Below are 23,267 nucleotides of genomic sequence, written 5' to 3'. Positions count from 1 at the left end.
TGCCATAAGTAGCAACAGAGAAAAGCCTAAGATAGAATCAGTAGCGCCAATTTATTATCTTTGCGTATTATGGTGGAGAACATACAACAAGTAGCACAAGAGATAGAGGCAGCACCGCTTACGAACGCTGCTGAACTGGAGCAATTCCGTATCGCCTATATCGGCCGGAAGGGCCGCATTGCCGACCTGTTTGATAACCTGAAGCAGGTGGCACCGGAGCTGCGCCGGGAGGTTGGCCAGCACCTGAACGGCCTGAAGAACCGTGCCCAGGAGCGCTTTGACCAGGCGCAGGATCAACTGGCCAGCGCCGCTGACCAGAACTCAGATAACAGCTTCGACTTTACCCTGCCTCCTGTACCCAACACGCTGGGCACCCGCCACCCGCTCTCGCTGGTGCGCCAGGAGATTGTGCGCATTTTCGAGCGCATTGGCTTTAATGTGTCAGAAGGGCCCGAGATGGAAGACGACTGGCACAACTTCTCTGCCCTGAACTTCCCGGAAAACCATCCGGCACGCGAAATGCAGGATACCTTCTTTTTGAGTGAGAACAAGGAGAAATTATTGCGTACCCATACTTCTACCGTACAGGTGCGCCTGATGGAGAACAACAAGCCGCCGCTTCGCAGCATCATGCCGGGCCGTGTGTACCGCAACGAGGCTATTTCGGCACGTGCGCACATGGTGTTCCACCAGGTAGAGGGCCTCTACGTGAACAAAGGCGTGAGCTTTAAAGACCTGAAGGAGACCTTGTATTACTTCGCTAAGGAGATGTTCGGCCAGGACACGCAAATCCGTTTCCGTCCGTCGTTCTTCCCGTTCACGGAGCCAAGCGCTGAGATTGATATTACCTGCTTTATCTGCAAAGGCGAAGGCTGCAATATCTGCAAAGGCTCAGGTTGGGTTGAGATTGGCGGCTCCGGCATGGTAGACCCGGCCGTGCTTCACAGTTCCGGTATCGACCCGGAAATATACTCCGGCTTTGCCTTTGGTATGGGTATAGAGCGAATTACGATGCTCCGGTACCAGATAAAAGACCTGCGCCTCTTCACCGAAAACGATGTGCGCTTCCTGCGCCAGTTTGAAGGGGTTATTTAAGTATAGAAAGCTGAATGAAGTGAGTGAATGTTTTGTAGCACTTTATGTGAGTCATAAGTACTGCAGAGCATTCACTCATCGTTTTTTATAAAAACGCATAAAGAAATGAAATTAGAGGATATAAAAGTTATAGGTGTGGTAGGTGCCGGCACGATGGGCCAAGGCATTGCGCAGATTTGTGCGCAGGCTGGTTACACTACCATTCTGTTCGACATAAATGCGCAGGTGCTGGAGAAAGCTAAAACTACCATCACGCAAAATCTTGATAAAGGCATTGAGCGCGGAAAGTTAACGGAAGCAGAAAAGAAAACAGCCCTTGATAACCTCACCTTTACAGGCGACACCTTACAACTCAGCTGCCAGCTTATTGTTGAGGCGGTAGTAGAGCGCCTGGAGGTGAAGCAAAGTATTTTTAAGGAACTGGCTAGCATAAATCCGGCAGATACGATACTTGCCTCCAACACCTCCTCTATTCCTATCACACAAATAGCAGCCTCTATACCGAATCCGGAGCGGGTGGTAGGCATGCACTTTTTTAACCCGGCCCATATCATGAAACTGGTGGAAGTGATTTCTGGTGCTGCTACTGCCCCCGAAACAGCTGACACTATAAAAGCGCTGGCGCTCAAACTGGGAAAGACGCCTGTGATGGCCAAAGATTCTCCTGGCTTTATTGTGAACCGTGTGGCGCGCCACTTTTATGTGGAAGGGCTGAAGCTGCTGGAAGAGGGCGTAGCCGACGTAGAGACAATAGATAAGCTTATGCAGGCCAGTGGCTTTAAGATGGGACCATTTGAACTTATGGATTTGATAGGTGTTGATACTAATTATTCAGTAACCACCTCTATGTTCGAGGCTTTCCATTATGATTCTAAGTTCAGACCGAGCCGCATCCAGCAGCAAAAAGTGGATGCCGGGCACCATGGCCGCAAGTCGGGCAAAGGCTTTTATACCTATGAATAAGCTGTGGGCGCTTTGCATGTTCCTGCTGCTGCTCACCACCGCCTGCAGCGACAGCGATAGCGTAAGGCCAAGAATACCGGAAGTATACGTGGATGAGCAAATAAACGTGAACAGCCAGCTTTACCCCGGCCTGCGCCAAGACAATGGCTACGCATATGTTGCCGGTGGTTATAAAGGGATACTGGTTGTGCGCCAGAACGCCGGGCAGTACCTGGCCTTTGAGCGCGCCTGCCCCCACGATCCGACATCCACTTGCTCCGGGGTAGAGGTGGATGCCTCTAACCTTTTTATAGTGGATGCCTGCTGCGGCTCCCAGTTTAACCTGCAGGGTAACGTAACAGGCGGACCCTCTGTGTATGGCCTCCTCCAGTACCGAACAGCCCTTTCCGGCTCGCTGCTGTACATTTCGAACTAATTTTTTCCGGTTGATTTACAGAACATTACACAAATCTGTAAAAGTTTTTTTCGACGTGCGCTTGCGTCATAAGTAAAACCACCGTAATATTGCACCATCAATCAGCGGGAAAGCTGCTGAAAACACATAAAATTCCTCCTTAGCTCAGTTGGTTAGAGCACATGACTGTTAATCATGGGGTCCCTGGTTCGAGCCCAGGAGGGGGAGCCCAATTAAACAAGCCATCAGAAATGATGGCTTGTTTTGTTTTACAGCCTCTTGTATTCATCGTTTCTGAACAAATTAGAGAACCTAGGCTGTTGGTTTTAGTGGTTCGATACTTTTCAGTTTCAGAAATCAGTTTTTCTGAAACTGAAAAGTATCGAACCACTGATTTTATGCTGTAGCTCAATAGGAGCATTGTCATAGTAAAATGGCACGTGACTTGATACCCGTTGGCCCCGCCCCACTTGCGCTTTTCACGTAGGCACCGCCTAAGTCGTAGAAGGTGATGGCCGTAGGGATAAATTAGCGGACCTCTTCACATGTCTTGACCCACATCTCCACCCGCGCCGAGGAGTTCTTGAACACCACCATGTTTGATAAGCCAGTATGAATGTTGTAGCTCCGTCCGGTAACGTAGTTATTGCCTTCCTCATCCACAGCTATTTTGTTTGGAGTATCATTCTGGATACTCCGCCTCGTCCCAGGTCAATGTGCCGTCCGAGGCGGCGTAGCGGATTGTCATATAGTTATTTTTGCAGGCCCCGCTCCAGCTTTCACCTGTTATGTAGACGCCGCCCAAGTTATCGACAACGATGACCCTGCCGTAGTCGTAGCTATTGCTGGCCCACTTGTAAGTCTTACCCCAGGTCAACGTGCCGTCCGAGGCGGCGTAGCGGATAGTCGTATACTTAATACGCCTGGCCCCGCTCCAGCTTGCACCTGTAACGTAGACGCCGCCCAGGTTATCGACGGCGATGGCCCTGCCGTAGTCATAGCTATTTCTGATCCCGTTATAAGTCATGCCCCAGGTCAACGTGCCGTCTGAGGCGGCGTAGCGAATGGTTGTATAGTCAATACCGCTGCTACCACTGTAACTCTCGCCTGTGACGTAAACACCGCCCAATGTGTCGACAGCGACGGCCCTGGCAACATCACTACCGTTGCCGGCCCCGTTGTAAGTCTCGTCCCAGGTCAGCGTGCCGTCCAAGGCGGAGTAGCGGACGGTGAGGTAGTCTGTGCCGTAGTGTAAAGCGTCATATCTTTCATAGCCGGTTACGGAGACGCCGGTGACGTAAACTCCGCCAGCATTGTCTACGGCAATGGCTGTAGGCTCGCTATTTAGCACGCCTTCATACACCCTCACCCACAACTCTTCACCTGCCGGAGAATGTTTAGTCGTTACTATATTTGCTCTATAAGTGTTGTAGTTCATGCTGCGGCCTGCTACATAGCTGTTTCCATCTTCATCCACGGCTATTATCATTTTGCCAACGTATCCTGAACTTTCAGAGGTAGTCCCCTGGCTATCATAGCCTTCAGCCCACTCCACTGTTACCTGCTGGGCCACAGTGGGCAGGGAGAACAACAGCATAAGGAGCTGCGTCAGGTAGATACATGCTTCCCTTGATTGTATTCCTTTTTTCATGATGTGATTAATGATTAAAGAAATGAAGTTTGATGAGGCACAAAGGCTCCTGCTCATGCAGGCTCACGCGGAGTGAATTAGGGAGTACAGTAGAGCAAAAGGCAAGGCAGTGCATATCACCGGAAGCTTTCTTACCTATTAACCCTTGCTAGATATATACTCATTTTTTTTTTTTTAGGACAATGTTATTATTTATTATAACTGTAATAATATAAAATCGAAGTGTAATTTTGGTGAATGACGAAAAAGGGCAGGCTAATGCTTGTCGGTAAGCAGGAAAAATTAAGTTTCTTAGACCAGCAGTCACATAGGGTGAGAAAGCCAGCCTCTCTTGCCTTGCAACTATCAAAAAATACTCTGTCCTCAAAAATCTAGTAGTACAAGACACTAGGAGGATCTTTGCAATCAGCCACTTACTGGTAAAAATACTAAGTGGCTTTTCTTTTGCACACAAGCCGGTATCCAGGATTATTTTCAGCCTCCTTTCTCTCTGACTATTTAGAAGGACAAGCCGCTGCCAGGAACTCTTTCACTGCTCCAGGTCTTCTTATTGGCAGCAGCCTGCAACTGTAGTACTATTTGCTGTGGGCTCACCCTGCTTGATAGCCTCTGCAGGCCCAACGGGACATCAAATAATTTCTGCTGGAACGTCTGCCTGGGCAAGAATGAGCCCAACTTAGCCGTAAACCTTAGTGTGATAAAGGAGGCACTTTGGCCTGAGCTGATCCAGGAGTTCCCGGTACAATAAAAGCTTACCTGGAAGCCGCTTTCTCTACGGTTTACAGGAACGTGGTGGGGTGCGGCTGGTTATCTTACAAAAAGTATCAGATAACTTGTACTTTTATACCTGCTGGATAATTGGCAGCCTTTAAAAATTAAGATATGCTCAAGACGATAGGGATTTTGTTTGCTGCCTTAGGTTTGCTTTATTTCCTGTTCTATCCATTTTTAAAGAATTCCTCTATCCGAAAGAAGTTCTTTAAGTGGTTCCTTATTATATACATTCTCTCTCTTATTGCCTCTACTATAGGAACGTACTTCCTGTAGGGAAGCAGGGTAGCACATACGGCAAAAGCACACTAATATATTACTTTCACAGCAACTGCTGCGGCAGAGCTTCAGCGCAACAATTCCGCTTTTTTGATTGCATGCTCCTGCTACGATAAAGCGTGAGGAGGAAACCTCTTGTGGCGACACAGCTAATACAACATCATGCAACTGGCCTGATGGCTTGTTTCAAACGGCTTGTGGACTTTACAAAAATTACTGCTGATTGCAATTACAGCCGTTTTCACAGGCAGCACGTAAGCTATCCCTAAGCTACCCAGTAACAATGACAGAAGAAGTAAACCAGCAGTTTCCGAAGGCTTATAGCAGCATCAGCGACGCGACGAAAGCATCGGGCTTTACAATGGCCTCGGATGTACTGACCTGCTCTTTACTTCGGACACTTGCGGCTTCCAAACCCTCGGGCAAATTCCTGGAGCTCGGAACTGGAACAGGTCTCTCCACAGCCTGGATTCTGGACGGAATGGACGCTGACTCCTCGCTGGTATCCATTGACAACGAACCTGTTTTTCTGGAAATCGCCCGCAGGTTTTTAGGAAGCGATGAGCGTTTTAATCTGATACTCACCGATGGTGGCGAATGGGTAGACCGCAACAAGCACCTGAAATTCGATTTTATTTTTGCAGACACATGGCATGGCAAGTACCTGCTTCTCGATGAAGTACTGACTATGCTGAAAAGAGGCGGGCTTTATATCATCGATGATATGCTGCCACAGCCTAACTGGCCGGACGGACACCATGAAAAAGCGACCAGTCTTATCAACTATCTGGAGGCAAGGGAAGATTTGCACCTGACAAAGCAAGTATGGGCAACAGGAATAATTGTTGCTGTAAAAAAGTAGCTTACTTAAACATGCGCCTGCTATTCGATGCTCATCTAAAAGCAATAAGTGTTTTTATGACAAGTATTGATCAGGAGCAGCCTTTAATAAGTACAAAAAGGCTAAACCAGCAGGTAAAAAGTTTTTATAACGTTGGTAGCAATTCTCTTTAAAGTACCTTATTTTAATAACCAATACCCTTAAGTATTACTGTTTTACCCATTTTTCATCAAGAAGAAGCAATAAGGACAATTAAAAGATGTTGAAACTTTCATTAAACGTGTTTTATGCTTTTCTGACATTGATAGGTTTTATAGAAAAACCAGTTAATTCTGAAACGCAAAATAACAGTAAAGTTATAACCCGTACTACGGCGACCGCCACTCTCCAGGAAGGGCCAAGCGACCTGAAAATAACGAACTTTGCAGGTCCTGAAATTACCCCAAGCCCTGCTACCCTCGCCGTTTCACCAAACGGGGAAGTGTATGTGGGCGTGGACATGATGGGTTCGCTGGGAAAGGATCCGGGGAAAGGCAGCATTATCAAGCTGGTAGACACTGACCATGACGGTAAAGCAGATCAGCACACCGTTTTTGCCGCCGTAGATAACCCGCGTGGTATCATTTCGCTCGGCGACCAGCTCTTCGTGCTGCACACCACCTTCTCAAAAGAAACTGGCATAGCATCTGGCATGGATCTCGTTGTTTTTGAGGATGCCGATAAAAACGGTGTGGCGGATGGTCCTTCCAAGCCGCTCATCCAGAACATCAGTTCTCCTAAATTCCTGCAAAGCCGCGGTACCGACCACGCTACCAATGGTATCCGGATGGGCATTGACGGGTGGATATACATTGCCGTAGGTGACTTTGGTTTCCATGATGCAGTGGACCGCACAGGTAAGAAACTGACCATGCTGGGAGGAGGAATTGTGCGGGTTCGGCCGGATGGCACAGAAATGGAAGTATACACGCACGGGATGCGCAACATCTATGATGTGGCGATTGACCCATACATGAACATTTTCACGCGTGGCAACACCAACGATGGCGGTGGCTGGAACATACGCTTCAGCCATCAGATTCAGTCCGGTGAATACGGGTACCCTGTCCTGTTCAAGAACTTCACAGATGAGATTATTCCTGCCCTGGTAGACTTGGGAGGAGGCTCCGGTGCCGGTGCATTGTATATGGACGATAGCACCTGGCCTGCCAAATACAACATTGTCCCGATGATGGCAGACTGGGGAAGGAACCAACTCTACATCCACCGGGTAACGCCGGACGGTGCCAGCTTCAAGCAAACGGAAGAAGAGTTTGTCAAGCTCCCGCAGATCACAGACTTGGATGTTGATGCTTCAGGCAGGCTTTACCTGTCGGCCTGGGATGGTGCGGGTTATTCAGGGAACCCGGGCAAAGGATTTGTGGTGCGCGCGGTGCCGGCAAACTGGGAGTACAAGCCGTTCCCTGATCTCGAAAAGCTGTCTGTAAATGAACTGGCGGACTTACTGAAGTCAGATAACGCCGTGGCCCGTTTGCACGCCCAGCAGGAACTCCTTGACAGACCAGCTAAAAAGGCCACCAAAGCAGCCTGGAAAGTGGCTGCAAATAAAGGCCTGCCGCTGCCCGCCCGTATAGCCGGCATGTATACCTACGCACAGGCGGCTGGCGAGAACGGCACTAAAAATTTAGTGAAGCTCACGAAGGAGAGCGAGATGAGAGAGTTCGCCCTGCGCGCCCTCAGCGATAGAAAGACGCGTCTCAAAAACGTACCCATCGAACCATTTCTCGAGGGGCTGAAAAGCAGCTCTGAGCGTGTTCAGGCAGCGGCCATCATAGGCCTTGGCCGCCTTGACCGGGCGGAGGCAGTGCCTGCTTTGTTACAGGTGAAGGTTCCTGCATCCCTTGCTGCACCGGCAAAAGGCACAGAAGGACCACATGCCGTACCTAATGCACCTGTCATTCTGCCTCACCTTGCGGTACAGGCTTTGGTGAATCTGCAGGCAGTAGATGCCAGTGTAAAGGCCATCGGCACAGATAACTCGAAGCTCGCGCTTTGGGCGCTGCGCTACATGCACGACCCGAAAGCCGTGGATGGATTGATAACGGCTTACCAGCAGACAAATGACCAGGAACTGAAAAAAGAAATCCTGACTACTTTATCACGCCTCTATAAAAAAGAAGCTCCTTACGATGGCTCCTGGTGGTGGAGCACCCGTCCAGATACGCACGGGCCTTACTACAAAGAGATTGCATGGGAGTCTTCTCCTGCCATCGAAAAGCTGCTAAAAGAGGAATGGAATAAAGCGGGTGCCGCTGGAAAGGAGTTTTATGCTGACCTAAATGCCAGGCACAGGATGGGAATCACCGAGTTTGGAGGAGAAGAAACTATTGCAGCGAAAGAAGAAATCAACGTAGACCTGGAAAAAATTAAGAACCAGAAGGGTCAGGTTGGGAAGTCCTCCATTGAAGACGTGATGCTGGCAATGGCCAAAATAAAGGGAGACCCGGTAAAAGGTAAAGCCATATTTGCCCAGCAAGGGTGCGTTGCCTGCCACAGCATCGAGGTGAGCGAGTCAATGAAAGGGCCTTTTATGGGGCAGATCGGCTCTATCATGAACCGCGAGCAGATAGCAGAGTCTATTCTAAAACCGAATGCTTCTATTTCCCAGGGATTTGCCTCTGTTCTTATTACCGCCAAAGGAGATAAGAGCTACATGGGATTCATCACACAGGAATCTGCGGATAAAATTGTGATGCGGAATATTGCCGGCCAGGTATTCACCATCAACACCAAAGACATTCTAAGCCGCAAGGAACTGGAAACATCTATGATGCCTGCTGGCTTAGCCAATGCCCTGTCTTATGAGGAATTCGCTTCCCTCATCACGTTCCTGTCAGAGCAGAAAAAGTAAGAGGCAAAAATTACTGGCGTTGCGCGATAGTCCCTGCGGGACGCCCTGTTGTTGAAGGCTCAGTTAGAGTAAATTAAGCTCCGGTGGAGCGGCCTGTTTAGCATAGTCTGCAGGTCGCTTCACCGGAGCTTGTTTTTATGGGCTATCTGGCTGTCATAACGCCTGAACCTGTACATCTTCCAGTGGCAGTGTAAAGTAAAAGGTGCTGCCTGCTCCTATTTCAGACTCTACCTATACTTGGCCTCCTTTGGTTTCAACTATCTTCTTCACAATAGATAAACCAATGCCGGAGGAATCGGCGCCTGTTATTTTGTGCGTCTTGTTAAAGAAATAGAATATCTTTTCGAAGTTCCTTCGCTTGATTTCCACCCCGTTGTCGCGCACAGAAACCCTGATGTAGCCTGCCTCCTGATCACAGACAACCTCAATCCTGCCCAATGGATTGTCCACATACTTAATGGTGTTGTAGAGCAGGTTTTGAAACACCTGCAGGATCAGGGCGCGACATATCAGCACAAACGGCAGTTCCCCTACCTCAATGCTGATGTGCTCCGGCACCTGTAGCTGATGTGCTTCTCCAGGTTTCCGCCTGCTATTTCGCGGCAGTGCACTCTTTATATATGGAAAAAGAGCCATGCAAAAGGACTTTCCGAGGATGCTGCCCAGGTGAAGGAAGCTTTATATAAAAGCTATCTAAATCGCAGTTAAAGACTACAGAACTTATATATTTGTAAAAACATATATTACAAGCTCCCTTCAACCGAAGAGATTATAAAGCGACTACGAATATCCTTTGCCCATACTTTAAGCCAACAGCCCAACCACCACATGAAAACTTTCTTACTCTATTTGCTTCCTTTACTACTCTCAGCAACCACGGCCTCCTCACAGGAAAAATTCAAAAATATTACTGCGTCTTTGGAGGCGGTGGGAGAAACAGCCACAGCAGGCAGGTTTATATCTGCAGCAAACACCCAAAAGAGCAACGCTATTTTTAACTCCATCCGCCCTGTATCTGTCAGGTACAAGGATGCTCTGTGGTTTCTGTTAGTTGTGGATATACCTGGTGAAAAACAGGTGGTACACATGACGCAGGAACAACTTGGGATAATTAAGAAAATCGTTGCTGCCAAAGACGGGAAGACGCACTACCTGGAGGTTACTAACTTTTTTGAAGTCTTCGACGCCAACGACAAAACTGAAATTGACCAGAGGTTTCTGAACAACGTAAAGGCCGCCATCAGCAAAAAGCACTGGTACAGAAACAATGCAGTGTTCATGGTTAGCTCCACGCTAGTGGCGGAACAACATGTCATCCGGTTCCAGCTGCCTTTTGCCAGTAACGTGAGAATCTGCAGGCATGTAAAAGCGATGTATAACCTAAAAGAAGAGTTTTACGAGGCAACACCAGCAGACTTTATAAGCCTCTTCATTTCCGGAGGATCTCCTGGCACCATACGGGTAAGCACTCATTAAGCTAAATCACAGGAAACATCACTGATTCCAGCTTCGCGCGAAAGCCTATAAATCACCTTAAGCAGGTACAGTGGTACAGTGGCACTGTCAGCAGTTATACTGAAGCAGAAGCCCGCCTGCGCAAGCGCATAAAAATCGTTGCTCCCGCAGGCAGGCTATCCTGTTGTAAAGCTTCTGCTTTTTACTTCTGAATCTGCTCCAGGTTTTTCAGTCCCAGCACTTCGCTGGTGTGCTCTCTTACCTGCTCCAGCAGCTGGCCATTTGCTCCAAGTGATTCTCCGTAAGACGGTATCATCTGCTTTAGCTTGGCTTGCCATTGGCCGAAATCAATTTTATCATGGAAGCACCGCTCCATGAGCGTGAGCATAATAGAGACAGCCGTAGAGGCACCCGGCGAGGCACCAAGCAACGCGGCGATAGAGCCATCGGCTGCACTCACTACTTCTGTCCCAAACTCCAGCACGCCCCCATGTTTAGGGTCTTTCTTGATTACCTGAACACGCTGCCCGGCCACCTCCAGTTCCCAGTCTTCTCTCCTGGCCTGCGGGTAATACTCCCGGAGTGCCCCCAGGCGGTCTTCAGGAGATTGGCGCACCTGGTTGATGAGGTACCTTGTAAGCGGGATATTTTTGATGCCTGCCACCACCATAGGGCGTAGGTTACCTACTTTTATGGATTTAGGCAGGTCCATGTAAGAGCCGCTCTTCAGGAACTTGGTTGAGAAACCGGCATAAGGACCAAAGAGCAATTCCTGCTTTCCGTTGATCATCCTGGTATCAAGGTGTGGCACAGACATCGGCGGCGAACCGACCGCAGCCTTCCCGTATACTTTTGCCTGGTGTTTCTTTATCACGTCCGGGTTTGTGCACTTGAGCCACTGGCCACTTACCGGGAAGCCGCCATAGCCTTTGCCTTCCGGTATATCTGACTTCTCGAGCAGGGCCAAAGAGCCGCCTCCTGCCCCTATAAATACAAATTTAGCATATACCTTTCGCTTATCTCCGGTCGCCCTGTCTTTTACTTTGATTCGCCAGGAACCATCAGACTGCTGTTTCAGTTTGCTAACTTCGTGGTTGAAGTGCAGCTTTACGCCATCCATGCTCTGCAGGTGGTCGAACATGCAGCGCGTCAGTTGCCCGAAGTTCACATCGGTACCAATGTCCATGCGGGTAGCCGCCACTTTCTGTGACCTGTCGCGGCCTTCCATGATGAGCGGCATCCACTCTTCTATCTCCCCCGGGTTTTCAGAGTACTCCATTCCTTTAAAAAGATGGCACGATGTGAGGGCCTTGTAGCGTTTGTTCAGGAAGTCAACGTTCTTGTCGCCCCACACAAAGCTCATGTGCGGTGTGCTCCTGATAAAGGATTCCGGTATCTCGATGAGCTTATTTTCTATCAGATACGCCCAGAACTGCTTCGATATTTCAAAATGCTCAGCAATTTTAACAGCCTTTGAGGTTTCGATAGAGCCATCCGGAAGCTCAGGGGTATAGTTTAGCTCACAAAAGGCAGAGTGGCCTGTTCCGGCATTATTCCATGCGTCAGAGCTTTCCGCCGCCGCCACATCCAACCGCTCAAAAATTTCAATTGTTATATCAGGTTGCAGTTCCTTTAGCAGCACGCCCAGTGTGGCACTCATAATGCCGGCACCTATCAAAACTACATCAGGACCTGTTTCTGAGGAATTATTACGTTTAATCATCATTCATATATAGGTTACAGGAGAACACTCTCTTAAAAAGGAATCTTTGTCTAAAGAAGGATACGTCTTTTATTTAATCATGACACTAAAAATCGTACTTAATGCCAGTAAATTCCGGAGAAATGGGCCCGCAAAAAATGTGCGTCTTTTGCTGCTTACGCTGTTCTGGCAGCCAGTTTGTCGGTGAGTATGCTTCACGTTGACTTTCTTAGTAGCCGAAAATGACATTCTTACACCTCCCATATCCAGAAAGTGAAGCAGATTTTCCTCAACTGAATAGTTAAAACCATGCCTCTGTACTATAACTAAGGCAGCCACCTCCTCTATAAAACTACTTTACCCATTACAAAAGAGTTACGCAGAGAGTAAGGGCGCTCCCGTTAGCTTTGTATACCTGAATGGCAAAACAGCTTTGAAAGAAGTAGTTTGAGAGAAATAGCTTATGTCTTTCGAGACACTACTTCCTATGAACTGTCGCAGCCTCAGTTGCACTGTGTTGAACCCGATTTTGGATGAAGAGTTTCCCAAGGCTTTTACGTGCAGCTTAAGAGACAAAGCCCGGTCCTGCTCTAACTTTATTTTATCCTAAATAACCTTTTAGGCTTTGTTGCAGTAAGATTAACATGGCAATATTATCATATAAAAGGCTGACGATACTTTGCCACAACACATAAAAGAACAGCCTGAACCTAAATGTATAATACCATGAAAAACATAAGAGTCTACTTAATGACCCTACTCATATTGCTGACCGTTACACTTAGTAGTTGTGAGGTAGTTGGCGATATCTTTGAAGCAGGTATGTGGACAGCACTAATTATCATTGTTATAATTGTGCTGATCATTGTCTGGATCTTCCGCAAATTCACTGGCAGACGATAAAAGACTGAAAACAGAAAAGGAGCCCCGCAAGGCTCCTTTTCTGTTTTACTTCCCTTTCCTTACTGGCTTTAGTCTCGCCGGGTCTCACTCTGTTTTTACTACAGTGCAAAATTTACCGCTCCCTCATTGGCTCACCAGAGCACTGCCAACAAAAGCTTAACCCAACTGATTTCTTCTCCTGCCTGTAGAAAGCCATCAGGCTAAACAAATCGCTGTTTACAAAGGATGTGCTTCTGTTACAAAAATGCAGCTAGCACCGCAAAAGCAGGAGGCTTAAGTCAGGAGCTTATATCAATTACTTTAGATACAAAAATAAAAGGGAGCCGTTGCTGGCTCCCTTTTATGTCTAAAAACATTACTTTATTTCGACTTCTTCGGCATTGTTCCTAAGATAAAATCCCAGAGCGGTGATGATACACCATAAGCTACGTTCGGATCTTTATAGTGATGAATGCTATGGTGTACCCAAAGCGTTTTCAGAAAATTTTTAGGTGGCGCATAGGCATGTACGGCGTAATGCACAAACAAATACATGGCATAGCCAAACAGCAAGCCTGCCAGTATTCCGAACACAAACTGTCCGAAGATCAGCTTAAAAACGAAGAACAACAGAGACGAAATCAAAACGCTCACAATGGGCGGCATGGCCAGGCGCTCTTTGTCTTTGGGGTACTCATGGTGGTTGCCATGGAAAGTATACTGTATGCGCGCTTTTACAGGTGTGTCTGTTTCCATATGGAAAACAAAACGATGCGCAGCATACTCGAGTAGTGAAAAAAGAAGCCAGCCTGCAAAAAACAAACCGATAGCCTCCACTACACCTATGAAGCTATGTGTAATGCCATAGTATATCAGCCCGATAGCAAATATCATGAAGATAGAAATTGGAAGGGCAATGTGCGTGCGGGTCAGTCTTTCAAGAAAAGGATTCTCAAAAATCTGAGCACGTCCTTTGTGGTTAGGTTTCATAATTAGATTTTGCTATACTTCAACAATGTTGCAAAATTACTTACTTTTTATTTCTTACACGATGCCGGTTGCACCATGCGGAACAGTTCAACGAACCTTGTAAAAACAGTTCAACGAACCTCTTCAGTTATTGTTGAGCAAAATTTGCAGTTCCTCCACCCCAATGGCAGGCCCCTGCAAAATGATGCTGGCTTGCTTATAAAACTGTTTTCTGAGACCTAATGTTTTAACAAGGAAGGAATTAATTTCTGCTTCTGTCTTGCCAGCCAGCAGTGGCCGCACCTGCAAATCAGAGGCCATGAGCCTTTTGGTTATTTCTTCAACAGGCACATCCAGGAAACAACTTTTCCCGTGCCGGTTTATGTAGTCCATATTGTCGAAGAAGCAGGGCGCGCCGCCTCCTGTAGAAATGACAGCATGCTCATACTCCTGCACTACGGCCTCCAGCGCCTCCCGCTCCAGTTCCCGGAACCGGTCCTGCCCTTCCTGTTCAAACAACTGTGCAATGGTGCGGCCTTCCCTCTTCTCCAGGTATTCATCTAAATCCACGAAGGTATAGCTTAGACGCTCCGCCAGTTGCCTGCCTAAGGTGGTCTTGCCACTTCCCATCATACCTATCAAAAAGATTAGCATCTTTTTTAATTACGAATTACGAATGGAGGTGTGGTTGCGTACATTGTGCCGTTGCACGATATACATTTCTTGATGATGGCATAACCAAACAACGAATAGCGCCCCTACTCCTCCTCAGCCAGCGCTTCCTGCACTTCCTCTATATCCGGCGTGTCGTTGTGGTGCCACTTGCCTTTCACGGTGCCGTCCTGCAGCAGCAGGATACCGGGGTTAGAGCGCATAATGGTTTTAAGAACGGTACCATCCCCATAGTAGTATGGAGCGGCCAGGTTCACCTCGTGGCGGAAAGCTTCGAACTCAGCGCCGCTGCTGCTCGTGATGACCAAAGGTGTGAGTCCCTGTTGCTCGGCCGCCTTCACCAGTTTGTTGATGTCTTTAAAATTTGCCTGTTCTGCCTTCGCCACACTCTGCACCAGAATCAGCAGTTTGTTTCCTGTCAGTATCTCCTGCGTATAGTCTCCCTCATCATTCCAGACATTGAAGTCTGTGATTTTCGGGCCGTCCTCCGGGTTTACCGCCACCATTTGCTTAAAAGTATAACTGGTGTCTGTAGGGTACTCCTCAAACTCCTCCTCTTGCCCGTCTTTCACCATAATGTACTTGTAGCGCAGCGGAGCGGATGGCTTCATAAGGGCTGGTATGTTGTTGCCCTCCTTGTAAGCGCGGAAATCGATGTAAGGAAGGTGCTCATACGCATACCACCCCACCATAACAGAAATGGCTGCCGTTATAATAGTGATCACCGCACCTGTGGCAGGCCGCATGATAGGCTGCAGATACTGCTGGGTAAACAGCAGTATCACGATCATGACCAGGAGCACCAGGTCTTTTGTAAACGACTCCCATGGCGTGAGCACTATGGCGTCGCCAAAGCAGCCACAGTCGGTTACTTTGTTATAATAAGCTGAGTAGAACGTAAGGAAGGAGAAGAAGACAATCATCAACAGCAAGAGCACGAGCACAGTCTTCAACTTCCAGCGCACCAGCAAGGCCACCCCCAGCACAATCTCTGATGCACTCAGAAAGATGGACAGAAAAAGCGTGTAAGGTTCAAACGACTTGAAGATGGGCGAGATGTCCGTAGAGAACACCTCAAAGTACTCTTCTAATTTGATGGCGGTGCCTACAGGGTCGTTGATTTTAATCAGACCCGAGAAAATGAAAAGCAGCCCTACAAAAAGCCAGCAGAATTTGCTTATATATTTCATTACTTATAGATACATTTTAATGAGATACAGTTCCGGGTCCAACCACCCCTAACCCCTCCTTGTCTAAGGTGGGGAATTTGTACTTACTACTTCAAGCTTTATGAAGTAAAAATTTGCCTTTTACTGTTGCCGAACCAGCTGTGCTAACTATAAAATGAGCAATTTGGTATAGTAAAAGTAGGTTCCCCGCCTTAGACAAGGAGGGGTAGGGGTGGTTGGATTTTTCACCCCGCAAAGCCTCGCTTGATTAGTGCAAAAACAGCGTAGTTGATCATGTCGCGGTAATTGGCTTCCACTCCCTCAGAAATCAGCGTCTGCCCCTCATTATCTTCTATCTGCTTCGTGCGGTACAGCTTCATCAGAATGATGTCCGTGATGGAACTCACGCGCATGTCGCGCCAGGCCTCACCGTAGTCGTGGTTCTTGGCTTTCAGCAGCTTCACGTTTTCTTCAATATGATGCGAGTACTGCCGCTCCACTTCCTCAGCCGGCAAATTCATGTCGGCGTCAGTTGGCAGGTGCAGTTGCATCAGCGCGATGATACAGTAGTTGATGATGCCCACAAACTCCCCGTTGATATCGTCTTCCACCAGCTGTTTCCCCTTCTCCTGAATGGATCGGATACGCTGTGCTTTGATGAAAATCTGATCGGTGATAGAAGGCAGCCGCAATACGCGCCAAGCAGTACCGTAATCCCTCGTTTTCTTCACGAAGGTATCCTTGCAGCGGCGCACTACCTGATCATATTCCTGAAGTGTTTGATTAATCAACTTTTTAGCTTTAATTTTAAAATCAACAGACTTACATGCCTACTTTGGAAGCGAAAGATACGCTTTTTAGCACAAAAACCACACTGAACTGCCGCGGAAAGCTCCTCCCCCTGGACACCCCGCAGGTCATGGGCATTCTGAATATTACTCCTGATTCTTTTTATGCCGGCAGCCGCTTCAACTCTTCAGAGGCAGTGCTTCAGAAAGCCAAAACCATGCTGGCCGATGGCGCTGACATCCTGGATGTTGGCGGCTATTCCTCGCGCCCCGGCGCAACAGACATACCGGTGCAGGAAGAGCTGGACAGAGTGGTGCCGGCCATCGAAGTTATCTATAAAAATTTTCCTGAAGCAGTCATTTCCGTAGACACCTTCAGAGCAGCAGTGGCAGAAGCGGCCGTAGGTGCCGGAGCTGCTATTGTCAATGATATTTCGGGCGGCAACCTGGATGAGGCTATGTTCAGGACAGTAGCTAATCTGCAGGTGCCTTACGTACTAATGCACATGCGCGGAACGCCCCAAACCATGACGACGTTGGCTAAGTATGAGGATGTGGTAGTGGAGGTGGTAGATGAGCTACAGGAGCGGGTAGCTACGCTAAAGCAAGCGGGAGTAAAAGACATCATACTTGACCCCGGCTTTGGCTTCGCCAAAACAATAGCCCATAACTTTGAATTACTGCGCCGCCTTGATGCGCTTCGTATATTTGAGCTGCCGGTTCTGGTAGGGCTTTCGCGAAAATCGATGGTGTATAAGACACTCGGCATTGAGCAAACCGATGCTTTAACAGGCACAATAGCTTTAAATACGATGGCGTTGATGAAGGGTGCAGCCCTTTTGCGGGTGCACGACGTAAAAGAAATGAAGCAAACAGTAGAACTTTACAATAGAACGAAAAATTGATTTTTTTATTCAGCATAGGTTTTTTAGAGATCGGACTGATCGAGATCATTGACATCCTGCTTGTCACGGTACTCCTGTACCAGTTATATAAGCTCCTGACAGGTAGCGTGGCACTGAAAATTTTCCTGGGCCTGCTCTCTATCTACCTGCTCTACCTGGTGGTGCGTGCCGCCGGCATGGAATTGCTCAGCATTATTCTGGGCCAGTTTATGGGTGTGGGTGTGTTGGCAGCCATTATTGTGTTTCAGCCCGAAATACGCCGCTTCCTGCTGCTGATAGGTAAAACCACGGCCTTTAACAACGACCGCTTTTTCAGGGGTTTTCCGTGGCGCCGCGAGCAAAGTGAAAAGCTCAGCCTGACGCCCTTTATTGAAGCTGCCAAAACCTTAGCAGGCAAGAACACGGGTGCTCTGATTGTTTTCGCCAAAAGCTCGGAACTAAAATATTATGCTGAGTCCGGTGACCTGATTGATGCTGTTATCTCAAAGCGCCTGCTCATGTCTATCTTTAACAAGAACAGCCCGCTGCACGATGGTGCCGTTATTATCTCCGGCAACCGCATCAAAGCTGCCCGCTGCATCCTGCCTGTTTCAGAGAACCAGGAGATTCCGGCCTCGATGGGCTTGCGCCACCGTGCCGCTATCGGTTTAACAGAGATTACAGACAGTATTGTGCTGGTAGTCTCGGAGGAGACAGGGCAGATAGCGCTGGTACGCAACGGCGAGGTAAACCGCAATCTCTCTTCCGCTGATTTGCGCATCAAACTAAACCAGTTCCTGTTTGATGCTGACCAGAAAGCAGCAACAGCAACTCCTGAAAAATCTGTGAGTACGGTTTAAAAGAGACGGGTTTTGCTGCTTTAAGAATTACTCCCCGTACGTATTACAGTTTTTCAACCCCTCCTGAGCCGGAGGAGCCAGTAGCTTAGCGGCCCCAGTACAGGCACCAGCCACAGTACCACCATCCAGATGAGGCGCTGGTTAACGGTGTAGCGGCTTCGGAAAATCAGGTGCACCAGCGATACGATCACCAGGGCATAATTAAAAGCTACAAGTAAAAAGATGAAGGGATACTGCGCAAATAGATCCATTTGTTACCAGGCTGTTTCTTCTGTTAAAACAGCATTTCACTAACGAACCACACGAGGTACATGAGTGCGGGCGCGCAAAGCAGCAAAATCATCCCGATATTTACGCGCGTCCATAGTGGGTTAAACAGCATGCTGATATACGCCTCAACCGATAGCAACAGCGAGAAACAGAAGGTAATCTGCAGCAATGTGCCTGTCACGTTTGCCTCATCGCCGCGCATTCCAGCTGTGGAATAGGCCAAAAATAACACCACCACCCACGACAGCACCGTACCTAGCAGCATTTGCCCCGGCTTTACCTTTAAATTATTCATTGCCTCTTCTTTACCTTTTGTCTTTTGAAGATATAAAAAATAAAAGCCACTCCCGCATCCGGAGTGGCTTTTCTGTTCTGCTTTTGTGCTGCGGTCATTTGATAACACCCAGTTCTTTGCCAACTTCCGTAAACGCCTCAATGCATTTATCAAGGTGCACCCTGTCGTGCACAGCGGAAAGCTGCACCCGGATACGTGCCTGCCCTTTCGGCACTACCGGGTAGTAGAAGCCGATTACGTAGATGCCTTTATCCAGCATACGCGCGGCAAACTCCTGCGCCAGCGGAGCATCATATAGCATCACCGGCACAATCGGGTGGTCGCCTGGCTTGATGTCAAAACCTGCTTTTGTAATGCTCTCGCGGAAATACCGGGTGTTCCACTCCAGTTTGTCACGCAGTTCGGTGGTAGCACGCAGCGTATCCAGAACGGCAATGGAAGCTCCCACTATGGCTGGAGCAAGCGAGTTGGAGAACAGGTAAGGGCGCGAACGCTGCCGCAGCATGTCGATGATTTCTTTGCGCCCGGATGTAAAGCCTCCCATTGCGCCGCCAAGTGCCTTGCCCAGTGTACCTGTGATGATGTCTACCTTATCCATTACGTTGTGGTACTCATGCGTGCCGCGGCCTGTCCTGCCCATAAAGCCAGTGGCATGCGAGTCGTCTACCAGCAGCACTGCATTGTACTTCTCAGCCAGTTCAGAGATGATGTTCAGCTGCGCAACAGTACCATCCATAGAGAAAGCGCCGTCGGTTACGATAACACGGTGCTTGGCATCCTTTGCCTCCTGTAGCTTCGCCTCTAAATCGGCCATGTTGTTATGTTCGTAGCGGAAGCGCTGCGCCTTGCATAAACGGATACCATCAATAATAGAGGCGTGGTTGAGCGCATCGGAGATAATGGCCGACTCTGCATCAAACAAGGGTTCAAATACTCCGCCGTTTGCATCGAAAGCAGCCGCATACAGAATGGTATCTTCGGTACCTAAGAACTCGGATAGCTTGCGCTCCAGCTCTTTGTGAATATCCTGCGTGCCGCAGATAAAGCGCACGGAACTCATGCCATACCCATGGGTGTCAATGGCCTCTTTCGCGGCTTCTATAACGCGGGGGTGCGCCGAAAGGCCCAGGTAGTTGTTGGCGCAAAAGTTAAGCACGTGTGGCTGCTGCGTAGTATCAATGTCAGCTCCCTGTGGCGTGGTAATAATGCGTTCCTGCTTATACAAGCCCGCCTCTTTTATCTCGCCAAGCTGCTGTTCTAAATCTGCTTTTAACGTTCCGTACATAGTCGTTATTCGTTTCTTGTTGTTCGTTACTCGTTTTAAGACGTTTTTTACCTATACGCCAGTTGCATCGCCTGCGTCCGTTTTTGGTGGCGGTCGTCGCATTATGGGCCTTGGGCGCGGAGACTTTGGTCTCGGCTGCTCCTGTTCTTCCGTCACTTCAGGCTTTGCAGGCTCCTGCTGCGTTGGCGCTATTTCCTCATCTGCTAGCGGAGCCGGTGGTGCCGTTGGCCGCTTTATGATTGGCCGCGGCCTTGGTGGCTTTTGTTTTTGCTCGAGTTGCTCAGGTGCAGTTGGTGCTTCAGCTGGTGTTTGTTGTAGAGGCGTTGTCTCTGCTCCCGGAACAGGTGCATCAGCAGGTGGCTTCTGAAGAGCTACTGGCCGCTTGATAACCGGCCGTGGGCGCGGAGGTTTTGGAGCCTCTTCCGGGGCTGGCGCCTGCGCCGCTGTAGCCTCCTCCTGAGGTGCTTCTTTTTCTGCTTCCGAAGCAGGCTTTTGTAAAGCCGCTGGTCTTTTTATGACAGGGCGCGGACGAGGAGGTTTTGGCTGCTCTTCAGCCGCCGAAGCAGCCGGTGCTTCCGATCCTGCTGTTTCCTCTGTTTCCTGTGTCGGCTTCTGCAAAGCAGCCGGTCGCTTGATGACGGGTCTCGGACGCGGTGGTCTGGCAATAGGTGCTTCTTCTGTAGTAGAATGTTCTGCAGCTGGGGCTTTTAACTCTTCTGTGCTTTCTTCCGGCTGTGGCTTCTGCAGCGCAGCAGGCCTTTTTATAACCGGCCGCGGACGGGCGGGCTTGGCTTCTTCTGTAGCAGGCACTTCAGTAGTACTTTGTTCTGTTGCCTCTTCTGCCGCAGGTTTTGAGATGACGGGCCGCTTAATAACAGGGCGTGGACGGGCAGTTGGAGTTGCCTGCTCTTCCATTGGTTTCTCTGTTGCTTCTCCCTCTACGGCTGGCGTTGGAGGTGCAGCCGGCCGGCGTATAACGGGTCTTGCTTTCGACACTGCTTCAGCAGCCTTTTCTTCCGCTGGTTCCTGTGAAGCACCTGGCTTGGCCGGTTCTTCTATTGTAGCTGTAGCGCTGGAAGTTGGGCGTGCAGGAGCCGCTCTTCGGGCAGCAGGCCGTGCTTTTTCAGCAGCTGTTGCCGGCGCAGGTTTCGGAATATCCTCTTCAGCAAGGTGATACCGCAGGCGCACGTTGTTCACCTGCATTTTTACAGCAATGTAAAAGCTGTTCTGGTGCATCTGGGAGTACATCTCCTGCCATGCCACATAACGTGCAGGCTCGCCTGCCTCAAATGCAGCCCTGTTTATCCGCTTCTTTATCAGGTATTCGTCGAACGTCATGCTGTAAAGGCTTTTGCCTATCTGCTCTTGCCCTGCAATTTACAGGCTTCAGTTTTAATTATCGTGCTCTACTACAAAATACAGGCACCCTCTCCACAAAGATACAAAAATCAACTGGCTGCCACAGGCTTGTTATCAGCTGTATGTTTCAGGGTTATTTTAGATAAAACTTCCTTTTAGTTTTCTTTAATCCAGCAGCACTATTATTCCCTTTGTTGCACTGCCTGTAAGCTTTTTTTAGATGAATGTTAACCATCGGCCTACCGGTTGCAAAACTGCTATACTGATGCCCTGGAGGCACAACTGGTTGCAGCCTCCCTTTCGGGTTGGGTGCTTTCAGGATTGCCCTGAATTAGGTTACTTTGTGCAAAGTTTTATTCTTGATAATGGCAAAAACACCTGACACGGTATTAGTAATAGGAGCCTGCGGGCAGTTAGGTTCAGAACTTACACTTGCACTTCGTGACATCTATGGTGGCGCTAATGTAGTAGCAGCGGATGTTGCACCTCCCAAACAAGATGACTTGCGCGACTCCGGGCCCTTTGAGCATGTAAACGTACTGGATACAAAGGTGCTGGGAGAGCTGGCCGCAAAGTACAAATTCAAGCAGATTTACCACCTGGCTGCCGTGTTATCGGCAACCGGGGAGAAGAACCCGAAGTTTGCCTGGCGCCTGAACATGGAAGGCCTCTTTAATGTGCTGGACCTGTCGCTGGAGCAGCAGGTGGAGCGGGTTTACTGGCCAAGTTCCATTGCCGTTTTCGGACCAGGAACGCCCCGCCACAATACTCCGCAGCACACCATCATGGATCCGAACACCGTGTACGGCATCAGCAAGCAGGCTGGAGAGCGCTGGTGTGAGTACTATTTCCAGAAGCACGGCCTGGATGTGCGCAGCCTTCGTTATCCGGGCCTCATTGGCTACAAGGCCCTACCGGGCGGAGGCACAACCGATTATGCAGTGGATATCTATCACAAGGCCATAGAAGGAGAAACTTTCGAGTGCTTCCTTAGCGAAGACACCCAGCTGCCAATGATGTACATGCCCGATGCGCTAAAGGCTACGCTGGACCTGATGCACGCTCCGGCAGAAAACATAAAAGTGCGTGATTCTTACAACCTGAGTGCCATGAGCTTTTCGCCTGAAGAAATAGCGGCCTCTATCCGGAAGTACATTCCTGACTTCAAAATTGTTTACAAACCGGACGCACGCCAGCAAATTGCAGCGTCCTGGCCGCAGAGCATAGACGACAGTGCCGCCCAGCAAGATTGGGGTTGGAAACCAGCCTATAATTTAGATGCCATGACAGCAGACATGCTCCAGAACCTGAAGCGGCTGAAGGCGGAGCAGGCGGTGTAGGGTTATTTTTAATGTGATATACTTATCAGTTATTTTTAATGTGATATACTTATCAGCGGGTGATCCTACTAAGTGTCACCCGCTTTTGATTTGTAGAGGTATATTTTCGAGCAACTTCAATTATGCTTTAGCATCAATCTATTCTGTTTCCTTTAGAATGCCCGCCTTCTTTGTTGTGCGTTTTCACCAGCAACTTAACATGATGAAGTTGGGAGTTAAACTGCTGGGGACTTCTTGATTCCCGTCCCTGCTTTACCGGTTCAAACCACCCCTACCCCTCAGAGCTACGCTCGTTAGCTCAAAACTCTCGTTTTGGCTAATCCAAGGCGGGGTGTCTGCTTTTCTATTTTGCTTGCAGCTGGTTGCATAGCAGATGGTATAGAGCATGGTGTTTTACTTTACATCCTTTTAAGAGGAAGGCTATTCTTGTTT

Annotated in this window: 22 protein-coding genes and 1 tRNA gene; 11 read left to right on the top strand and 12 right to left on the bottom strand. The window is 48.8% G+C overall.

Features of this window, described 5'->3' with window-relative positions; translation table 11 throughout:
- Positions 1-69 precede the first annotated feature (69 nt).
- From pheS to ACFS7Z_RS13225, 4 genes are all read left to right on the top strand, one after another.
- The gene (pheS, locus tag ACFS7Z_RS13240) at positions 70-1,095 is read left to right on the top strand and encodes a phenylalanine--tRNA ligase subunit alpha (RefSeq protein ID WP_377485260.1); all 1,026 of its coding nucleotides are present in this window, start codon (positions 70-72) and stop codon (positions 1,093-1,095) included.
- 105 nt (positions 1,096-1,200) lie between these two features.
- The gene (locus ACFS7Z_RS13235; RefSeq protein WP_377485258.1) at positions 1,201-2,058 is read left to right on the top strand and encodes a 3-hydroxyacyl-CoA dehydrogenase NAD-binding domain-containing protein; all 858 of its coding nucleotides are present in this window, start codon (positions 1,201-1,203) and stop codon (positions 2,056-2,058) included.
- On the top strand, positions 2,051-2,473 hold the full coding sequence (locus ACFS7Z_RS13230) for a Rieske 2Fe-2S domain-containing protein (protein WP_377485256.1): 423 nt from the start codon (positions 2,051-2,053) through the stop codon (positions 2,471-2,473). The genes ACFS7Z_RS13235 and ACFS7Z_RS13230 overlap by 8 nt, the downstream gene beginning before the upstream one ends.
- 133 nt (positions 2,474-2,606) lie before the next feature.
- Positions 2,607-2,680, top strand: a tRNA-Asn gene (locus ACFS7Z_RS13225).
- A gap of 300 nt (positions 2,681-2,980) precedes the next feature.
- On the opposite strand, the gene ACFS7Z_RS13220 is transcribed toward ACFS7Z_RS13225, so the two are convergent.
- Complete coding sequence (locus tag ACFS7Z_RS13220) at positions 2,981-3,115, bottom strand: hypothetical protein (RefSeq protein WP_377485254.1); 135 nt, start codon at positions 3,113-3,115, stop codon at positions 2,981-2,983.
- A gap of 19 nt (positions 3,116-3,134) precedes the next feature.
- Positions 3,135-4,103, bottom strand: coding sequence for an SBBP repeat-containing protein (locus tag ACFS7Z_RS13215; protein ID WP_377485252.1), 969 nt, complete (start codon positions 4,101-4,103; stop codon positions 3,135-3,137).
- An 882-nt stretch (positions 4,104-4,985) separates the two neighbouring features.
- Between ACFS7Z_RS13215 and ACFS7Z_RS13210 the strand changes: the two genes are divergently transcribed.
- The 3 genes from ACFS7Z_RS13210 (at position 4,986) to ACFS7Z_RS13200 (ending at position 8,905) form a co-directional block, all read left to right on the top strand.
- Positions 4,986-5,150 (top strand): hypothetical protein, encoded by a 165-nt coding sequence (locus tag ACFS7Z_RS13210; RefSeq protein WP_377485250.1) that lies wholly within the window; start codon positions 4,986-4,988, stop codon positions 5,148-5,150.
- Between the two features lie 286 nt (positions 5,151-5,436).
- Entirely contained in the window at positions 5,437-6,015 is a 579-nt protein-coding gene (locus ACFS7Z_RS13205; protein ID WP_377485248.1) for an O-methyltransferase, read from the top strand.
- Between the two features lie 238 nt (positions 6,016-6,253).
- Positions 6,254-8,905 carry a DUF7133 domain-containing protein gene (locus tag ACFS7Z_RS13200; protein WP_377485246.1) on the top strand — a complete coding sequence of 884 codons (2,652 nt, stop codon included), beginning with the start codon at positions 6,254-6,256 and terminating at the stop codon, positions 8,903-8,905.
- A gap of 231 nt (positions 8,906-9,136) precedes the next feature.
- Here the strand turns inward: ACFS7Z_RS13200 and ACFS7Z_RS13195 are convergent, their stop codons facing one another.
- Positions 9,137-9,541, bottom strand: a complete 405-nt coding sequence (locus tag ACFS7Z_RS13195; protein ID WP_377485244.1) for an ATP-binding protein — start codon at positions 9,539-9,541, stop codon at positions 9,137-9,139.
- Positions 9,542-9,733: 192 nt separating this feature from the next.
- Here ACFS7Z_RS13195 and ACFS7Z_RS13190 point away from each other — a divergent pair, with 192 nt between their 5' ends.
- Complete coding sequence (locus tag ACFS7Z_RS13190; RefSeq protein ID WP_377485242.1) at positions 9,734-10,381, top strand: hypothetical protein; 648 nt, start codon at positions 9,734-9,736, stop codon at positions 10,379-10,381.
- A gap of 181 nt (positions 10,382-10,562) precedes the next feature.
- On the opposite strand, the gene ACFS7Z_RS13185 is transcribed toward ACFS7Z_RS13190, so the two are convergent.
- From ACFS7Z_RS13185 to ACFS7Z_RS13165, 5 genes are all read right to left on the bottom strand, one after another.
- Positions 10,563-12,083 carry a malate:quinone oxidoreductase gene (locus ACFS7Z_RS13185; RefSeq protein ID WP_377485589.1) on the bottom strand — a complete coding sequence of 507 codons (1,521 nt, stop codon included), beginning with the start codon at positions 12,081-12,083 and terminating at the stop codon, positions 10,563-10,565.
- A gap of 1,242 nt (positions 12,084-13,325) precedes the next feature.
- Positions 13,326-13,934, bottom strand: a complete 609-nt coding sequence (locus ACFS7Z_RS13180; protein WP_377485240.1) for a sterol desaturase family protein — start codon at positions 13,932-13,934, stop codon at positions 13,326-13,328.
- A 123-nt stretch (positions 13,935-14,057) separates the two neighbouring features.
- Positions 14,058-14,567 (bottom strand): shikimate kinase, encoded by a 510-nt coding sequence (locus ACFS7Z_RS13175; RefSeq protein WP_377485238.1) that lies wholly within the window; start codon positions 14,565-14,567, stop codon positions 14,058-14,060.
- Between the two features lie 104 nt (positions 14,568-14,671).
- Complete coding sequence (locus ACFS7Z_RS13170; RefSeq protein ID WP_377485236.1) at positions 14,672-15,775, bottom strand: BT_3928 family protein; 1,104 nt, start codon at positions 15,773-15,775, stop codon at positions 14,672-14,674.
- 224 nt (positions 15,776-15,999) lie between these two features.
- Positions 16,000-16,545: a DUF1599 domain-containing protein gene (locus tag ACFS7Z_RS13165; RefSeq protein ID WP_377485234.1), complete on the bottom strand. Its 546-nt coding sequence runs from the start codon at positions 16,543-16,545 to the stop codon at positions 16,000-16,002.
- A gap of 35 nt (positions 16,546-16,580) precedes the next feature.
- Here ACFS7Z_RS13165 and folP point away from each other — a divergent pair, with 35 nt between their 5' ends.
- Together folP and cdaA are read left to right on the top strand one after the other, a co-directional pair.
- Entirely contained in the window at positions 16,581-17,447 is an 867-nt protein-coding gene (gene folP / locus ACFS7Z_RS13160) for a dihydropteroate synthase (RefSeq protein WP_377485232.1), read from the top strand.
- The gene (gene cdaA, locus ACFS7Z_RS13155; RefSeq protein WP_377485230.1) at positions 17,444-18,286 is read left to right on the top strand and encodes a diadenylate cyclase CdaA; all 843 of its coding nucleotides are present in this window, start codon (positions 17,444-17,446) and stop codon (positions 18,284-18,286) included. The genes folP and cdaA overlap by 4 nt, the downstream gene beginning before the upstream one ends.
- A gap of 53 nt (positions 18,287-18,339) precedes the next feature.
- On the opposite strand, the gene ACFS7Z_RS13150 is transcribed toward cdaA, so the two are convergent.
- From ACFS7Z_RS13150 to ACFS7Z_RS13135, 4 genes are all read right to left on the bottom strand, one after another.
- Positions 18,340-18,537: a PLDc N-terminal domain-containing protein gene (locus ACFS7Z_RS13150; RefSeq protein WP_377485228.1), complete on the bottom strand. Its 198-nt coding sequence runs from the start codon at positions 18,535-18,537 to the stop codon at positions 18,340-18,342.
- Between the two features lie 23 nt (positions 18,538-18,560).
- Entirely contained in the window at positions 18,561-18,851 is a 291-nt protein-coding gene (locus tag ACFS7Z_RS13145) for a hypothetical protein (RefSeq protein WP_377485226.1), read from the bottom strand.
- A gap of 94 nt (positions 18,852-18,945) precedes the next feature.
- On the bottom strand, positions 18,946-20,136 hold the full coding sequence (gene kbl, locus ACFS7Z_RS13140; protein WP_377485224.1) for a glycine C-acetyltransferase: 1,191 nt from the start codon (positions 20,134-20,136) through the stop codon (positions 18,946-18,948).
- A 51-nt stretch (positions 20,137-20,187) separates the two neighbouring features.
- Positions 20,188-21,474 carry a hypothetical protein gene (locus ACFS7Z_RS13135; protein ID WP_377485222.1) on the bottom strand — a complete coding sequence of 429 codons (1,287 nt, stop codon included), beginning with the start codon at positions 21,472-21,474 and terminating at the stop codon, positions 20,188-20,190.
- Positions 21,475-21,860: 386 nt separating this feature from the next.
- Between ACFS7Z_RS13135 and ACFS7Z_RS13130 the strand changes: the two genes are divergently transcribed.
- Entirely contained in the window at positions 21,861-22,835 is a 975-nt protein-coding gene (locus ACFS7Z_RS13130; RefSeq protein WP_377485220.1) for an NAD-dependent epimerase/dehydratase family protein, read from the top strand.
- Positions 22,836-23,267 lie beyond the last annotated feature (432 nt).

Origin of the sequence: Pontibacter toksunensis (assembly GCF_042686245.1) — a bacterium.
GTDB classification, from domain to species: domain Bacteria; phylum Bacteroidota; class Bacteroidia; order Cytophagales; family Hymenobacteraceae; genus Pontibacter; species Pontibacter toksunensis.
The sequence above is the reverse complement of the archived record's forward strand: the minus strand, read 5'-3'. Positions and strand labels throughout refer to the sequence as shown.

Coding starts and splice junctions, on each gene's coding strand:
- folP (WP_377485232.1), top strand. CDS start 16,581: ATGCCTACTTTGGAAGCGAAAGATACGCTTTTTAGCACAAAAACCACA.
- kbl (WP_377485224.1), bottom strand. CDS start 20,136: ATGTACGGAACGTTAAAAGCAGATTTAGAACAGCAGCTTGGCGAGATA.
- ACFS7Z_RS13135 (WP_377485222.1), bottom strand. CDS start 21,474: ATGACGTTCGACGAATACCTGATAAAGAAGCGGATAAACAGGGCTGCA.
- ACFS7Z_RS13185 (WP_377485589.1), bottom strand. CDS start 12,083: ATGATTAAACGTAATAATTCCTCAGAAACAGGTCCTGATGTAGTTTTG.
- ACFS7Z_RS13130 (WP_377485220.1), top strand. CDS start 21,861: ATGGCAAAAACACCTGACACGGTATTAGTAATAGGAGCCTGCGGGCAG.
- ACFS7Z_RS13200 (WP_377485246.1), top strand. CDS start 6,254: ATGTTGAAACTTTCATTAAACGTGTTTTATGCTTTTCTGACATTGATA.
- ACFS7Z_RS13195 (WP_377485244.1), bottom strand. CDS start 9,541: ATGGCTCTTTTTCCATATATAAAGAGTGCACTGCCGCGAAATAGCAGG.
- ACFS7Z_RS13175 (WP_377485238.1), bottom strand. CDS start 14,567: ATGCTAATCTTTTTGATAGGTATGATGGGAAGTGGCAAGACCACCTTA.
- ACFS7Z_RS13230 (WP_377485256.1), top strand. CDS start 2,051: ATGAATAAGCTGTGGGCGCTTTGCATGTTCCTGCTGCTGCTCACCACC.
- ACFS7Z_RS13180 (WP_377485240.1), bottom strand. CDS start 13,934: ATGAAACCTAACCACAAAGGACGTGCTCAGATTTTTGAGAATCCTTTT.
- ACFS7Z_RS13205 (WP_377485248.1), top strand. CDS start 5,437: ATGACAGAAGAAGTAAACCAGCAGTTTCCGAAGGCTTATAGCAGCATC.
- ACFS7Z_RS13170 (WP_377485236.1), bottom strand. CDS start 15,775: ATGAAATATATAAGCAAATTCTGCTGGCTTTTTGTAGGGCTGCTTTTC.
- pheS (WP_377485260.1), top strand. CDS start 70: ATGGTGGAGAACATACAACAAGTAGCACAAGAGATAGAGGCAGCACCG.
- ACFS7Z_RS13150 (WP_377485228.1), bottom strand. CDS start 18,537: ATGGATCTATTTGCGCAGTATCCCTTCATCTTTTTACTTGTAGCTTTT.
- ACFS7Z_RS13190 (WP_377485242.1), top strand. CDS start 9,734: ATGAAAACTTTCTTACTCTATTTGCTTCCTTTACTACTCTCAGCAACC.
- ACFS7Z_RS13235 (WP_377485258.1), top strand. CDS start 1,201: ATGAAATTAGAGGATATAAAAGTTATAGGTGTGGTAGGTGCCGGCACG.
- ACFS7Z_RS13210 (WP_377485250.1), top strand. CDS start 4,986: ATGCTCAAGACGATAGGGATTTTGTTTGCTGCCTTAGGTTTGCTTTAT.
- ACFS7Z_RS13145 (WP_377485226.1), bottom strand. CDS start 18,851: ATGAATAATTTAAAGGTAAAGCCGGGGCAAATGCTGCTAGGTACGGTG.
- ACFS7Z_RS13215 (WP_377485252.1), bottom strand. CDS start 4,103: ATGAAAAAAGGAATACAATCAAGGGAAGCATGTATCTACCTGACGCAG.